Here is a 14,821-nt window from a genome sequence, read left to right as displayed (position 1 = left end):
GGGGGCGGTTCCTGAAACCATACGAGGCCGGAGCAACGTTTGGATCCCCGGTGTCACGGCGGGTTGTGGCAGCGTGGCGAAACGGTCGGTCATCGTGTCAGCGGGATCGCAGCCATTTCAGATTGAAGGCGGCGGCCTCGCGTACCGTGTCGGCGAGGGAGGCGGCGAAATGGGCCACCAGTTGGGCGCCCTGATCCGCGGTGGCCTTGCCGGCGCGGCCAACGACGCCGGCCGGGTTCAGGTCCTGGCCCATCCAGGCGTAGGCGGCGGTGCCTTCCGGGGCGAGGTAGACGAAATCGGCGAGGTCTGTTTCCGCTGGCGTGGTGAAATCCCGGATCAGCTCCGAGCGGACGCTGTCGGGCGCAAGGTGCAGCATCATGGCGGTTTCCAGTTCGCCGCCATGGATGCCGTGACGGATCTCGTCCGTGGCCACCAGGTGCTCCGGTGGCGCGAACTGGAAGTAGTTGGCCTTGATCACCAGCATGCCGAAGCGCTGACGCAGCTGCAGCGCGGCCAGGTCGATGATCTGGCGGTTGCCGCCGTGGCTGTTGAAGATCACCAGGCGTTTGATACCGGCGGCCGCCACCGACTGGCCGATATCGACAAGCACATCAATCGCGGTATCCGGTCGCAGCGAAAGGGTCCCGGGAAAGGCGCCATGCTCCAGGCTCAGCCCAACCGGCAGTGTGGGCAGTACCAGGGCGGGAACGTCTTGCAGGAGAGGAAGGCTGGCATGAAGGATGCCTTCACCAATGGACAGGTCGGTGGACAGTGGCAGGTGAGGGCCGTGTTGCTCGACCGCCGCAACCGGCAGGATGGCAACCGCCTCGCGGTCGGCTTTGTCCGCCAGTTCCACGGTCGTCAGATTCTGCCAGTAGAGAGGCTGCGCGCCCATGCCGGATCGCCTTTTTCGGTTGGCGTTTAAGGCAGTGTAGACCACTCTGGCGTGCCGCATAATACCGGCAAAGAACCTGGCGCGCGCGGCATTGCACGGTCGGCGCTCTATCAAGTGTAATGATGTATTGGCACCGTTTGGGTGCATGGCAACGGAGCAGAGGGTGAGTCAGTCACAAGCGAAGCAATCGATCGTCGAAAGCGGGCTGGCGCAGGTGGAACTGCCGCTGTCCGAGGCACGGACCTGGGATGAAACGTCCCTGCAGGTGTTCCATGAGGCCATCCAGGCGCTGCTGCTGGACGAGTCGGTGCGGGGGCTGGTCGTCGCCGGTGAGCCCGGCGAGGCGTTCTGCCGGGGTGTCGACATCGGTCTGTTCGGGAGCGGCAGCAAGGTGGCCGGTGCGGGTCTGAATCGTGCCTTCGCCCAGGCCTTCACGGCATTGCGGCGTTTCCCGGGCGTTTCGGCCGCGGCGCTGACCGGAGAGGCCACGGACGCCGGGCTGGAATGTGCGCTATGCTGTGACTTCCGGATCGCCGAGCCGGGCGTTCGGTTATCCCTGTCTCCGGCGCGCTACGGCCTGGTTCCCAACGCCGGCGGCAGCCAGCTGCTGGTTCGGTTGGTGGGCGAAGTCTGGGCCAAGCGTATGCTGCTGTGCGGCGAATCGGTGGACGCGCAGACGGCGCTGCGGATCGGGCTGGTGGATGCCATCAGCGAGCCGGGCCAGGCCCGCCTGCTGGCGGACGACTGGGTACGGCGTTCGTTCCGCCAGGGACCGCAGGCGGTGCGGGCCACCAAGCAACTGATCGAGCACGCCCGGATGCGGCCGCTGGAAACCGGCTTTGCCGCCGAGCGGGACTGGATGGTGGAACTGCAGGGCGCCGACGAGCAGATCGAGGGCATAGCGGCGGATCGCGAAGGACGCGCACCGTCCTGGCAGGACGATCGTTGACAGAGGGAATCACCAGATGCGGTACATGAAGTCTTTCCATCGTCGGATCAAGGCTCTGCGGGACTCCAGGCAGCTATCCATCGCCGACGTGGCGCGCCTGTGCGATACCGACGAACGCCGGGTGCAGAGCTGGGAGGAGGGGAATGCCAACCACCGCGGCTACCCCGACATCGACGAGCTGATGGATCTGTGCCTGAAGACGGAAACCCCGCTGGAGGCGCTGCTGGATTTCGAAGAGGCGCCCGATGCCGGCCAGATGGAATTGCCGGGGCTGGCTTTTGACAGCGACATGGATCTGACGCGGGCGCTGGATGCGCTGGAGAAGGAAGTCGACAGGCTGAAACCGTCGGAGCAGGAGATGGAACTGCTGCGCCGGTTCCGTAACAGCACGGACGAAAACCGGCGCATGATCATTCAGCTGTTGGGCTGAATCCTGGAGTCCCGTCTGGTTGGTTCGCTGACCTACTGAGCCCCTGAGAGATCGGGCAGCAAGGCGTAGGGGCGCCGGTTTGGTGGTTACAAATCAAGTCACTACAACCAGCAGTACGGTCTCTCAGGGCCTCCCGAAAGACGCGCCGCTGAAGGCCCTGGCCCTGCGTTCCCCGTTATTGACATGGCGCCACCATGCCGGCGAACGGCGACTTGTCCAGAACCTTCAGTGACGCGCAGTCAGTTAGCGAATCAACAGACGGGACACTCGCGGCGACCGATCAGTCGCCGTTCTTGTAGATATTCTCGTAGACGTGGTTGGTGGCCTGTACGAAGCCATCGATGCTGCCACAGTCGAAGCGGCGACCACGGAACTGGTAGGCCAGTACGCACCCCTTGCGCGCCTGCTCCAGCAGGGCGTCGGTAATCTGCACTTCGCCGTTCTTGCCCGGTTCGGTGTTCTCGATGATCTCGAAGATGTCCGGAGTCAGGATGTAGCGGCCGATGATCGCGAGGTTGGACGGTGCGTCTTCCGGCGCCGGCTTCTCGACCATGTCGGTGATTCGGTAGAGGCCGTCCTTCATGGGCTCGCCGGCGATCACACCGTATTTGTGGGTCTCGTCGGCGGGCACTTCCTCGATGGCGACGATGGAGCAGCGGAACTGCTTGTACAGTTCGGCCATCTGCGCCAGCACGCCGATGTCGCCCGGTTCGGCGACACAGAAATCGTCCGCCAGGACCACCGCAAACGGGTTGTCGCCCATCAGGTTGCGACCGGTCCAGATGGCGTGGCCCAGGCCCTTCATCTCATTCTGGCGGGTGAAGGAGAAGGAGCTGTGGTTGATCAGGTCACGGATGGACGTCAGCAGGTTTTCCTTGCCGGAACCGGCGATCTGGTGCTCGAGCTCGTAGCTGATGTCGAAATGGTCCTCGATGGCGCGCTTGCCGCGACCGGTGACAAAACCGAACTCGTGAATGCCGGCTTCCGAGGCTTCTTCAACCCCGTACTGCACAAGCGGCTTGTTTACGATGGGCAGGATTTCCTTGGGCATGGCCTTGGTGGCCGGCAGGAAACGGGTACCGTAACCTGCGACGGGGAAGAGGCACTTCCTGATCATAGATGTCGTCCTTCTATCGGGCTTGTGAAAACCTGTCCTTTCGGGACCGTTGGTCCCGCAAGAGGCTCAGTGCTGTTGTGCACAAAGTTTGCCAAGTGTAACCAACTTGTTGTGACAAATGGAGGTATCGAGGGCTTACCACTTCGTCACCTTCCCTTAATCCACGGGGCCATCGGGGCTTTCCCGAATGGCGCCGGGGCGCGGATTCCCTGAGTATTGGCCCACCCGAATCGGTACTGCAAGTCCGTCGTCGCGGTACTCCCGCGCACGACTTACCTGAGCTTCCCGCCGTGCTGATCTGCCACACAATCGACTGAACGCAACAAGGCTTTTTCTGTGAAACCTGTCAATAATTCCGACGTACTCTACGTTGGGCTGATGACGTTTGCCCTGTTTTTGGGCGCCGGCAACCTGATCTTTCCACCCGAACTGGGGCAACAGGCCGGCGACCAGCTGGGCTGGGCCATGGCCGGTTTCCTGCTCACCGGTGTGGGCCTGCCCCTGCTGGGGGTGGTGGCGGCCGCGCGCATGGGCGGAGGGCTGTCCCGGATCACCCAGGACCTGCCGCCGCTGTTGGCCACGTTGATCGGTCTGGTGCTTTACCTGTCCATAGGGCCGCTGTTCGCGGCGCCGCGTACCGGGCTGGTGGCCTATGAGTTCAGTGTGATGCCGTTGCTGGGCGAGTCGGCCGGCGATGCCAGCCAGTTGATCTACACCTTTGGGTTCTTCGGGTTAAGCCTGCTGGCGGCGATGTTTCCCGGGCGTATCGTCGATTCGGTGGGCAAGTTGATCACGCCCCTGTTGGTGCTGGTCCTGCTGCTGATTGGCGGCGGCACGCTGCTTTTCCCCCAGGGCGAGATGTCCGGGGCGGTCAGCCAAATGGAGCAGGGCGCTTTTGGCAGCGGCTTCCTGGCCGGTTACCAGACCCTGGATGCGCTGGCCTCCCTGGCCTTCGGTATCGTGATTATCACGGCCCTTAAAGGGCGTGGCGTCCATGACGAAAAGGCATTGACCGGAGCCACCATCAAGGCCGGAATCATCGCTGCGGCGGGTTTGTCGATGGTCTACATGGCCCTGGGTTTCCTGGGGGCGACCAGCCACGGCATCGCCTACGGCACCGACAACGGGGCCCAGATGATCAGCCTCTATATCACCGGTATCTTCGGCGACTGGGGCCAGTGGCTGTTGGCCGCCACCATGACGCTGGCGTGCCTGAGCACCAGCATCGGCCTGGTGACGGCTTGCTCCGAGTACTTCCACGAGCAGTTTCCGCGGGTGTCCTACCGGGTGTTTGCCGTGGCCATGACGCTGGCGTGCGTGCTCGTCGCCAACGTGGGCCTGGAGCAACTGATCGCGCTGACGATCCCGGCGCTGCTGGTGATCTACCCGGTGTGCATCGGCCTGATTGTGTTGTGCCTGATCCGGCCGAGCCTCGCCAACCCGAGACGTACCTTTGCCATGACGTTGACGCCGATGTTCATCGTTGGCCTGATCGATGGTCTGTCCGGTACCGGGCTGGCGCTGTTTGCCAGGGCGGCTGACGCCATCAGCGTCCTGCCGTTCAGCGAATCGGGCATGGGGTGGCTGGTGCCGGGCCTTGCAGCTCTGGTGTTGTCTGAAGCGTCCGTCCGGATTCGGCAGAATTCGGCGGCGGCCTGAGTGGCGAGGTCCGGAGTGATCCGGGCCGCGCTTCGAGTCACCGGGCCCGGGACCGCATTAAAAACGTGTCATCATGTTGCGTATTTCCGTTACGGACCGACTCCAGAATCTACATATAAATAACGTTACAAGCGCCTGTTTTACTGAAAAAATTAAATTTGTAAAAAATTGAAATCAGGGGCTGGAATCACTCCGCTGGATTACCTATAGTCAACGCCACTGCCAGCAGGCCGGGCTCGAGAATGTCGAGCGGCCTGTGCAGCGCTCTGTTCTGAGCACAGATCCTCCCCAAGCTGCGTCGTCTGGGGCACTCGGTAGTAGCCGGCTTCTCTGATCGGTTACCGACAACCTTTTATAGCGACAACCTTTGACAGACAGGTGCGTTTTGCCACCTGCCGGGGACCTTTGTTTGTGAGATTGACAGCGCTCATGATTTTGCTGGGATGTGCTTTCAGCACCGGTGCGGGTGCTGTTGCGCGCATTGAACCGGCTGACATCGGGGCTGGTATCCCGCATTCGTCGATCAGCATCTCACAGGATCGCTCCTCCCTCCGTGAATCCGCCGCAGCCAACAGTTGGCTGACGACGCCGGCACGCCCCTTGCCAGAACGCTCTTCCCTCAACGCCGACTGGCCCAGCGGCCGCTGTGTTCCGGTTAAATCGGTCCGGATGCCCGGTCTTCAGTTGCTGTCCAAGCGGGTGGTGACCCGGGTTTATGCGCTGGTTCAGCCCAATACGGCCCAGTGCCTCGACCCCGAGCGGCTCGACGGTCTCGCCAACCGCATCAATGACGTGCTGGAGCGCGAAGAAGGTGGCCAAGTGGTGGTTTGGTTGCCGCAGCGGCCCATTGTGGGGCAGGTGCTCACCCTGCGCTTCAAGGACGCCACGGTGGCTCTACCGGACAATGGCGACTTCCCTGTCAGGCGTCCGGCATCGAGCCGGGTCGAGCGGGCCGGTGAAGCCGGTGCTGCCGACATTGTGGTGCCCCAGTCGCTGCCGTCCTACACCTTCGGACGCTGGACGCCGCCAGCCGGTACCGCCAATGTGGCGGTGGTGGAGTCGGCCAAGCCCGCCGAGCGAGGCCAATCGGGGCCCAGTTTCAGTTTGCAGCACGTTCAGCAGCACTGGCTCGGCTCGCACCTGCAGTTGGCGGGCAGCAGTTCCCGATCCCGCGAAGGCCATTCCGGCCGGATCGGGCTGGAAGCGGATGACCTGATCGAAGCCAACCATGCGATGCGCTTCAATTTCAACGAGTCCGGTTCCCAGCGGGTGCAGAACGAAGCCGAGGCGTTTGCCTTCCACTATGCGTTTCCGCTGGCGGGCAATAGCCTGAGCATGGACGTCGATACCTTCTCCTACCAGAGCACTGTCACCGGCGACGAGAGCAAGTACGAAGCCCGCGGGGAAGGGCGCAACCTGACGTTCAGCGGTCGCCGCTCGCTGTTCTCCTGGAGCGGAATCAACTTCGACTCGGTACTGGGTGTACGCAACCAGCAGGCCACCTATCACGAGAAAGGCGAGTGGGTGGAGGATTCGTCGCGCCAGCTGTCGATGTTCACCTTGGAAGGTTCGACATCGCGGGAGCTGTTGTTCGATGTCACCGCATCGACCCGCTTTGCGGCCAGTTCCGGCATGGAGATGGTCAGCAAGGATTACGACGACGAAGACGGCCTTGACGAGAACGATGGTTTCCAGAAGTACGTGCTGTCCGGTTCGCTGAGTCGCCAGCTTTTCGACTGGCAACTGGGCTTCAGTGGCCACTACCAGTTTACGCCGGACGATCTGCCGGACTCCCAGTACTTTACGGTGGTGGGGCCGGCGATGATTTCGGGCTTCAACGGCCAGTCGATTACCGCCGCCAAGGGTGGTTGGCTGCGGCTGGATGCCAACAGTCCGCGATTCACCATGCCAATGGTGTCCTACCTGCGATCAGCGCTCCAGTTCTCGCTGCTGCGGGGCTGGATTCCGGACGCCAGCATGCAGGCGGATCGGGCCGGTTCGGCCAGTGCGGCGGAGGTGTCACTGCGCTTCCAGGGCCGGGGTATCCAGGCGGGCTTCAGTGTCGGGCGGATGCTTGGCGCGTCCAGTGATGCCACCGATAAACCGGACGTTCCGGACGTTTCCCTGTCTCTCTCCGTCGGCCTCTGACCCCGGCGGAGCACCCGATGCCAACCTGACGACATTCCTGCCATCGTCCCCGACATATCCTGAAATAAACCTGAAATTGTGCATATACTGAACAGTGTCGCCTGCGTTGATGATCGGGGCCTTACAGAGATGTCACTTGAAGCCTAAGCCACTGAGAGTGTTACATTTCAACAGCACCGGGCGTGGTAACTGAAATAGACGGCCATACCCCGGTTGCTGAATCAAGGGAGTCGGCACCGCGTTGTGACCGGGAAGCATCATGGTCTGCAAGGTTGTGACAGTGCCCCACTGAACCAACGGAGAAAGGATCGTCCATGTTTCCAGCACGACTGCTGTCTTGCCTTATCGCCCCAGTCATCATGATCACCGCACAGACCGCCCAGGCCTTCGGTCTGGAGGACGTGGTGGATATGGCCAAGGCGCGTGCTGCCACCCCTTACGAAGCACCGGCCCAGGCCCCCCAGTTCCTGCGCGATCTGAATTTCAGCGATTATCAGGCCATCCGCTTCAAGCCTGATGCCAGCCTGTGGCGTCAGGGCGCTTCCCGGTTCCAGGTCAACCTGTTCACGCCCGGCAGCTACTACACCCATGCCGTCAAGTTGCACGAGGTGGATAAGGAGGGCGTAAAGCCCATCGAGTTCGATAAGTCGAACTTCAACTACCCTAACGATGCATTTGCCAAGCGCGTGCCGGCCGACCTCGGCTATGCCGGCTTCAAACTGACGTTTCCCATGCACCGGGAGACCGAGCAGAACCCGTTCCTGGTGTTTGGCGGAGCCAGCTACCTGCAGGGACTGGGCCGCGGTGAGCGTTTCGGCGCATCCGCCCGTGGCATCGCCATCGACACGGGCCTGCCGTCCGGGGAGGAGGTGCCCAGTTTCGTCGAGTTCTGGCTCGAACGTCCGGCCGGCGGCAGCGACACCATGCGCGTCTACGCGCTGCTCGATGGGCCCAGCGTGACCGGCGCCTACCGATTCGACGTGCATCCCGGCGACAGCACCCGGGTCGACGTCAAGGCCCAGCTGTTTTTCCGCAGCGATGTGGAGCTGCTTGGCCTGGCACCGCTGACCTCCATGTTCTACTACGGCGAGAATACCGTCCGCCCGGTGGGAGAGTGGCGCCCCCAGGTGCACGATTCCGATGGGTTGCTGATTCACGACGGCGCCAGCGGCGAGTGGCTGTGGCGGCCGCTGATCAACCCGCGCAAATTGCGGATGAGTTACCTGTATGCCGGAGACATCAAAGGCTTCGGTCTGATGCAGCGCAATACGGATTTCAAGCAGTTCGAGGACATGGAAGCCCGCTATGACCTGCGTCCCAGCGCCTGGGTTACGACCCGCGGCGACTGGGGCGAAGGGCAGGTGGTGTTGGTGGAAATTCCCACCCGCTCGGAAGTGAACGACAACATCGTCGCCTTCTGGCGCCCTGGTAAGCCGATCAAGGCCGGCCAGGAGCGGACCCTGGAATACACCATGCGCTTCGGGGACCAGGAAATCGCTCGGGAGCCAACCGCCAGTGCGCTGCAGACGTTTGTCGGCGAAGGGGATCGTATCGGCGGAGGCAGCGTTGAAGGGGCGTATCGGATCATCGTCGATTTTACCGGGGGCGAGTTGGCCAAGCTCAAATCCGATGCCCCGGTCGTCAGCCAGGTCAGCGGTGGCGACGGCGTCGAGGTGATCGAGCATTTCGTGGAATACAACGAACCGTTGGACGCCTGGCGGTTGTCCATGCTCGTGAAACCGAATCCGGAGGCCGACATGGCGCTGCGCGGTTTCCTCAGCATGGACGGCAAGCCGCTTACCGAGACCTGGACCTACGAACTGCCACCGGGTGCCGACCTGCGTGAGCCTCAGGAATAATCGACCACTCGGGAGGAGTGAACATGCCTAGAGCCGTTTGTCAGCAGGTCCTGGACCGCCTGATAGCCTATCTGCGCGGTTGTGGCGTCGGGATGACGTCGGAAGACTGTTGCAAGGCCCTGTCCCTGGTTGAGCGCGCCCTGCGCGAGGACCCCGATGGCAAGGTCATGGAGCGTGCCATGAACCTGCTGCCGGAGTATTTTGACATCCCGGATGCGACCATTCCCCGGCAGGCGCCTCCGCTGTTACGTGGCAGCATCGGGTACAGTCCCTATGTCTGAAACGCTATCGCAGGACGCCACCGGGGCAAACGCCGAGCAAGCCGCCGACAAGCCGGTACGCTGGCGCGGGATTGCCTTCCTGCGGCGAGCCCTGCTGATCCTGTTCGTGCTGGGGCAGACCGTGGTGGCCTGCTACTACCTTCTGTGGGTACTGCCTTATCACGGTGGCACCGCCGTGGAGATGGGATTGCTGGTCCTGTTTGCGCTGCTCTATGCCTGGATTGCCGTCGGTTTCTGGACGGCGGTGCTGGGCTTCGTGCTGCGCCTGACCGGCGGCGACCGGCGCTCGCTGCTGCACCGCCACCGGCCAGAGGTGTTGGAGCAGACGCCGCTGGGCAAGACCGCGGTGATCATGCCGATCTACCACGAGCCGGTGCACCGTACCCTGAGCGGGCTGAAAGCGGTCTACCAGGACATCGAACGTGCCGGCAAGATCGACGACTTCGAGTTCTATATCCTGTCCGACAGCCGCGACCCCAACGTCTGGCTGGAGGAGCAGGCCACCTGGCACCGGATCTGCGAGGAGCTGGGGGCCCAGGGTCGACTGTTCTATCGTCGCCGGACCGTCAACCTCAACTACAAGAGCGGCAACGTGGCGGATTTCCTGCGCCGCTGGGGGCGTCGCTCGAAGTACATGGTGGTGCTGGACGCCGACAGCCTGGTCAGCGGCCAGACGCTGATTCGCATGGTGCAGTTGATGGAGCGCGAGCCCCAGGTCGGCATCCTGCAGACCAATCCGACGCTGATCAACGGCCAGTCCCTGTTCGCCCGGATGCAGCAGTTCGCCAACCGCATGTACTCGCCGCTCTTCGCCACGGGGCTGGCGGCCATCCAGATGGGCGATGCCGCCTTCTGGGGGCATAACGCGGTGCTGCGGGTGGACGCCTTCATGGCTCATTGCGGTCTGCGCAAGCTGCCGGGTTTCGGTATCTTTGGCGGGCCGATTCTGAGTCATGATTTCGTCGAGGCGGCCTACATGGGGCGCGCCGGCTACGAAGTCTGGCTGGAGCCGGGGCTGGGGCAGAGCTACGAGGAATCGCCGCCCACGCTGTCGGATGAGCTGACCCGGGACGAGCGATGGTCCAAGGGGAACCTGCAGCATCTCTGGATCATGCTGCTGGGCCGGCGGATTCGCTTCGCCCATCGCCTGGCGTTCATGAACGGCATCATGGCCTATGTGGCCTCGCCGCTCTGGCTATGCTTTCTGATTCTGACCACCGTGGAGGCGGCCCAGATGGCGCTGTCTCCGATCGACTATTTCCCAGAGGGGCATGAGGGCCTGTTCCCGCTGTGGCCCGAATGGCGCCCGGAATGGGCCCTGAGTCTGGCGCTGAGCACGCTGGCGCTGCTGTTCCTGCCCAAGTTCCTGGCGATTCTGGACGCGCTGCTCCACCGTAAGTCCCGTCAGTTCGGTGGTTTTGGGCGAATGGCGCTGAGTGTGCTGTTGGAAATCGTTATCTCCGTGCTGCTGGCGCCGGTGCGCATGCTGGCCCACAGCCGCTACGTGCTCAGTGGCCTGATGAATGTGTCCCTCAGCTGGGCCGGCCAGAACCGCACTGAAGAGACCTCCTGGCGGGAAGCGATCGTGACGCAGCTGCCGGGGCTCGTCGTGGGCGCCGGTTGGTCGGCGTTTGCCTGGAGCCTGGATCCGTTGTTCTTCCTGTGGTCGTTGCCGGTGGCTGTTCCGCTGGTGCTGGCTGCACCGACCTGCGTGTACCTAAGTCGCGTCAGCATTGGCGAGCGGCTGCGGCGTCGCCGGTTGCTGTTGATTCCCGAAGAGTTGCACCCCAGCCAGTTGCTCGATGACGCCGAGCTGAGCCGGGAGGCGGAGCCGGACTCATCGCCGCTGACCAATTTCGAGGAGGCGATCCTGCGCCCGCGACTGAACAAGATGCATCAGGCCCTGGCCGGCCGGCACCGTCGCGAGGTGAGGGCGGAAGTGCTCAGTCGCCTGGTGCGGCGATGCGTGGACGAAGGGCCGGATGGCCTGACCCGCAGTGAACTCAGTCACTTGTGCCGCGACCAGGAGTCCCTGGGGGCGCTGCACCACGAAGCCTGGCGTGCCACTCCGGAGAGCTACTGGGGCCGCCGCATTGCGAAGCTGGCTGCATTCGATTGAGCGGCCGCCTAACGGAAACGACCCCGATTGAGGGAGGGAATTGCAGACATGGATCGACGGACGCTGTTGAAAATGTTCGCCGCCGCCGGCGTGCAGGGTATCCCGGCGAGCGCCCTGTTCCACTCGGCGACCGCCCAGGCGCGCCCCATAGGCGAGGTCAGGGACTTCAGTTACGCCTGGCTCAAGGGGCACGCCCGGGAGCTGGCAGGCCGGCCCTATGAATCCCATGAAGGGGATCTGCCGCGCTCCCTGAAAAACCTGTCCTGGGACGATTACCAGGCGATCCAGTTCCGGCCTGAAAAGTCCCTGTGGCAGGAAGAGGGCATGGCGTTCCGTGCCCAGCTGTTCCACCTGGGGTTATTCTTCAAGACGCCGGTCCACATCTTCGAGGTGATCGACGGCAAGGCTCAGGAGCTTGGCTACGACCCCGAGTACTTCAGCTACAGCGGCGAGGAGCCCCTGGGCGATTTACCGGAAGATCTGGGTTACGCCGGCTTCCGAATCCAGTTCCATACCAACTTCAAGCTTGATCTGGCGGCGTTCCAGGGCGCCAGCTATTTCCGTGCGGTCGGGGCCGACATGCAGTATGGGTTGTCCGCACGTGGCCTGGCCATCGACACGGCCACCGACCAGAAGGAAGAGTTTCCCAATTTCACCGCGTTCTGGCTGGAGAAGCCCAAGCCAAACAGCGCCAAGCTGACGGTGTATGCCCTGTTGGATTCACCCAGTGTCACCGGGGCTTATGTCTTCGATCTGCATCCGGGTCGCAATATGGTGATGGACGTGGGCGTCGCCCTCTACCCGCGGACGATCATGGAGCGCGTCGGTATCGCTCCGCTGACCAGCATGTACCAGGTGGGGGAGAACAGTCAGCGCATGGACTACGACTGGCGCCCGGAGATCCACGATTCCGACGGTCTGGCGATGCATACCGGTGCCGGCGAATGGATCTGGCGGCCTGTGGTCAACCCGCGGGGTATCCGCGTGAACACCTTCTCCGACCGCAATCCGAAAGGCTTCGGCCTGCTACAGCGGGATCGCAATTTCGATCACTACCAGGACGACGGCGTGTTCTACGAGAAGCGTCCCAGCCTCTGGGTCGAACCCAGGGAAGACTGGGGCGAGGGCCGCGTCATGCTGGTGGAAATCCCCACGGTCGACGAGACCTTCGACAACATCGTCGCCTTCTGGACCCCGCAGGAGCCGCTGGCACCGGATCAGGAGCACCTGTTCTCGTATCGACTGCACTGGGGCGAGCGGCCGCCGGTCAAACCCTATGAACTGGCGACCGCACAGGCGACCCGGACGGGCCTGGGCGGCGTGGTCGGCCAGGAGCGGGAATACTTTTCCTGGCGTTTTGCCATCGATTTCGCCGGCGGTATGCTCGATATGCTGGGTGACGACGCCAACGTGGTACCCGTGATCACCAGCAGCCGGGGGCGTATCGAAATCACCTCCGCGCGACCGCTGCATTCGATCAACGGTTATCGGGCCATGTTCGATCTGGTTCCTGACGATTCGGAAGAGCCCATCGACCTGCGGCTCTACCTCAAGCTGGATGACCAGCCTCTCACCGAAACCTGGGTTTACCAGTACACCCCACCCCCCAAGGATCAGCGCACGCTGTACTGAGTCGGCCTTCTGATTGTCAACAATCTGCGTCTTTGGTGGCGCGGATTGTTGACAATGCACATGCCTGGGCGTAATTTTCCAGCATTCCACTTTGATATTGTCGACAAAGATGCTGGATATTGCCCCGCAAACCCAAACCCGAGCTGACGAAGCCTTCGATTGTCTGCAAACGGCGATCGTCAAGGGCGATCTGGCGCCCGGCGAAAAGATCGGCGAACTGGAACTCTGCGAACGCTTCCAACTAACCCGTGGTCCGTTGCGTGAGGCTCTGGGCCGGCTGGAATCCCGCGGTCTGCTGATTCGTCGGCCCCACGCCGGTTTCAAGGTGATGGCGGTCAGCGGTGACGAGCTGCTGGAGCTGTACCGGATTCGCGAGGTCATGGAAGGGTTGGCCGCCCAGCAGGCGGCCGAGCGCATGACCGACGAAGAGATCGACGATCTGATGCGCCTGCTGGACCGGCACGAACAGATGGTCGAAGAAGCCCAGGGTCAGGCCTACTACCAGCACGAAGGCGACTACGATTTCCACTATTGCATTGCCATGGGCAGCCGCAACCGCAAGCTGAGCCAGATGCTGCTGGGCGATCTGTACTACATGGTCCGCATGTACCGCTATCGCCTGAGCACCTCCACCGGCCGGCCCCAGCGCGCCTTGCGCGAACACCGCAACATTGCCGAGGCCATCGCCCAGCGGGACGGGGAACTGGCCCGTTTCCTGATGCAGCGACACATCAATGCGGCGCGCCTCAATATCGAGAAAAAAATAAAAGAAGGTTCTTTAACCCTTTGAATCAGGAGCCGTTATGAGCCAGCAAGTGTCCGCCGGAGCGCGTTTCCGGAAAGCTCTCGAAGACAACAACCCCCTGCAGATTGTCGGCACGGTCAACGCCTACTGCGCCATGATGGCGGAAAAGGTGGGGCACCAGGCGATCTACCTCTCCGGCGGCGGCGTGGCGAATGCCTCCTACGGTCTGCCGGACCTGGGGATGACCACCATGAACGACGTGCTGGAGGACGTGCGCCGCATTACTGCCGCTACTCAGACGCCGCTACTGATCGATATCGACACCGGCTGGGGCGGGGCGTTCAACATCGGCCGCACCATTAAAGAGATGGAGCGCGCAGGCGCGGCGGCGGTCCACATTGAAGACCAGGTGGCGCAGAAGCGCTGCGGCCACCGCCCCAACAAGGAGATCGTCTCCCAGCAGGAAATGGTCGACCGCATCAAGGCCTGCGCCGATGCCCGTACCGACGACGACTTCTTCATCATGGCACGCACCGACGCCTTCCAGCGTGAAGGTCTGGAGCCGGCCATCGAGCGCGCCCGCGCCTGTATCGAAGCCGGCGCTGACGGTATCTTCGCTGAGGCGGTGACGGAACTGGAACACTACCGCGCTTTCTCCGAGGCCCTCGACGTGCCGATCCTCGCCAACATCACTGAATTTGGCGCCACGCCGCTCTACAACTGCAAGGAGCTGGCGGAAGCGGGCGCGGACATGGTGTTGTATCCGCTGAGCGCCTTCCGGGCCATGAACAAGGCGGCACTGGCCGTTTACCAGAACATCCTGGACAAGGGCGACCAGAAGGACGTGGTGGATATGATGCAGACTCGCATGGAGCTGTACGATTTCCTCGACTATCACGAATTCGAGCAGAAGCTCGACAAACTGTTCGCCCAGCAGAAAGGGTGAGCGATACGGAATCTGATTGCGTCGGGGCCTGGAACAGAGGC

Annotated in this window: 12 protein-coding genes; 10 read left to right on the top strand and 2 right to left on the bottom strand. The window is 62.6% G+C overall.

Annotated elements, in window-relative coordinates:
* Window positions 1-97: 97 nt before the first annotated feature.
* Window positions 98-895 carry a creatininase family protein gene (locus tag GQB00_RS03950; RefSeq protein ID WP_165855302.1) on the bottom strand — a complete coding sequence of 266 codons (798 nt, stop codon included), beginning with the start codon at window positions 893-895 and terminating at the stop codon, window positions 98-100.
* 163 nt (window positions 896-1,058) lie between these two features.
* Between GQB00_RS03950 and GQB00_RS03945 the strand changes: the two genes are divergently transcribed.
* Window positions 1,059-1,844, top strand: a complete 786-nt coding sequence (locus tag GQB00_RS03945) for an enoyl-CoA hydratase-related protein (RefSeq protein ID WP_165855301.1) — start codon at window positions 1,059-1,061, stop codon at window positions 1,842-1,844.
* A 25-nt stretch (window positions 1,845-1,869) separates the two neighbouring features.
* The gene (locus tag GQB00_RS03940; RefSeq protein WP_228160550.1) at window positions 1,870-2,274 is read left to right on the top strand and encodes a helix-turn-helix domain-containing protein; all 405 of its coding nucleotides are present in this window, start codon (window positions 1,870-1,872) and stop codon (window positions 2,272-2,274) included.
* A 280-nt stretch (window positions 2,275-2,554) separates the two neighbouring features.
* Here GQB00_RS03940 and galU read toward each other — a convergent pair whose 3' ends face one another.
* Window positions 2,555-3,391: a UTP--glucose-1-phosphate uridylyltransferase GalU gene (gene galU, locus GQB00_RS03935; RefSeq protein WP_111495958.1), complete on the bottom strand. Its 837-nt coding sequence runs from the start codon at window positions 3,389-3,391 to the stop codon at window positions 2,555-2,557.
* A 336-nt stretch (window positions 3,392-3,727) separates the two neighbouring features.
* Here galU and brnQ point away from each other — a divergent pair, with 336 nt between their 5' ends.
* From brnQ to prpB, 8 genes are all read left to right on the top strand, one after another.
* On the top strand, window positions 3,728-5,050 hold the full coding sequence (gene brnQ / locus GQB00_RS03930) for a branched-chain amino acid transport system II carrier protein (protein WP_165855300.1): 1,323 nt from the start codon (window positions 3,728-3,730) through the stop codon (window positions 5,048-5,050).
* A gap of 669 nt (window positions 5,051-5,719) precedes the next feature.
* Window positions 5,720-7,198, top strand: coding sequence for a ShlB/FhaC/HecB family hemolysin secretion/activation protein (locus tag GQB00_RS03925; RefSeq protein ID WP_165855299.1), 1,479 nt, complete (start codon window positions 5,720-5,722; stop codon window positions 7,196-7,198).
* A 314-nt stretch (window positions 7,199-7,512) separates the two neighbouring features.
* Window positions 7,513-9,057, top strand: coding sequence for a glucan biosynthesis protein G (locus GQB00_RS03920; protein ID WP_165855298.1), 1,545 nt, complete (start codon window positions 7,513-7,515; stop codon window positions 9,055-9,057).
* Between the two features lie 23 nt (window positions 9,058-9,080).
* Window positions 9,081-9,338: a hypothetical protein gene (locus tag GQB00_RS03915; protein ID WP_165855297.1), complete on the top strand. Its 258-nt coding sequence runs from the start codon at window positions 9,081-9,083 to the stop codon at window positions 9,336-9,338.
* Window positions 9,331-11,457 (top strand): glucans biosynthesis glucosyltransferase MdoH, encoded by a 2,127-nt coding sequence (mdoH, locus tag GQB00_RS03910; protein ID WP_165855296.1) that lies wholly within the window; start codon window positions 9,331-9,333, stop codon window positions 11,455-11,457. Before GQB00_RS03915 ends, mdoH begins: the two co-directional genes overlap by 8 nt.
* Before the next feature lie 48 nt (window positions 11,458-11,505).
* A complete protein-coding gene (locus tag GQB00_RS03905; RefSeq protein ID WP_165855295.1) occupies window positions 11,506-13,089 on the top strand; it encodes a glucan biosynthesis protein in 1,584 nt (527 codons plus the stop codon).
* Between the two features lie 109 nt (window positions 13,090-13,198).
* Window positions 13,199-13,879 carry a GntR family transcriptional regulator gene (locus tag GQB00_RS03900; RefSeq protein WP_165855294.1) on the top strand — a complete coding sequence of 227 codons (681 nt, stop codon included), beginning with the start codon at window positions 13,199-13,201 and terminating at the stop codon, window positions 13,877-13,879.
* A gap of 13 nt (window positions 13,880-13,892) precedes the next feature.
* Window positions 13,893-14,780: a methylisocitrate lyase gene (gene prpB, locus GQB00_RS03895; protein WP_165855293.1), complete on the top strand. Its 888-nt coding sequence runs from the start codon at window positions 13,893-13,895 to the stop codon at window positions 14,778-14,780.
* Window positions 14,781-14,821: the final 41 nt, after the last annotated feature.

The organism is Marinobacter sp. JSM 1782161, assembly GCF_011421605.1.
Taxonomy (GTDB): Bacteria; Pseudomonadota; Gammaproteobacteria; order Pseudomonadales; family Oleiphilaceae; genus Marinobacter_A; species Marinobacter_A bohaiensis.
This window is presented reverse-complemented; position numbering and strand designations above follow the sequence as displayed.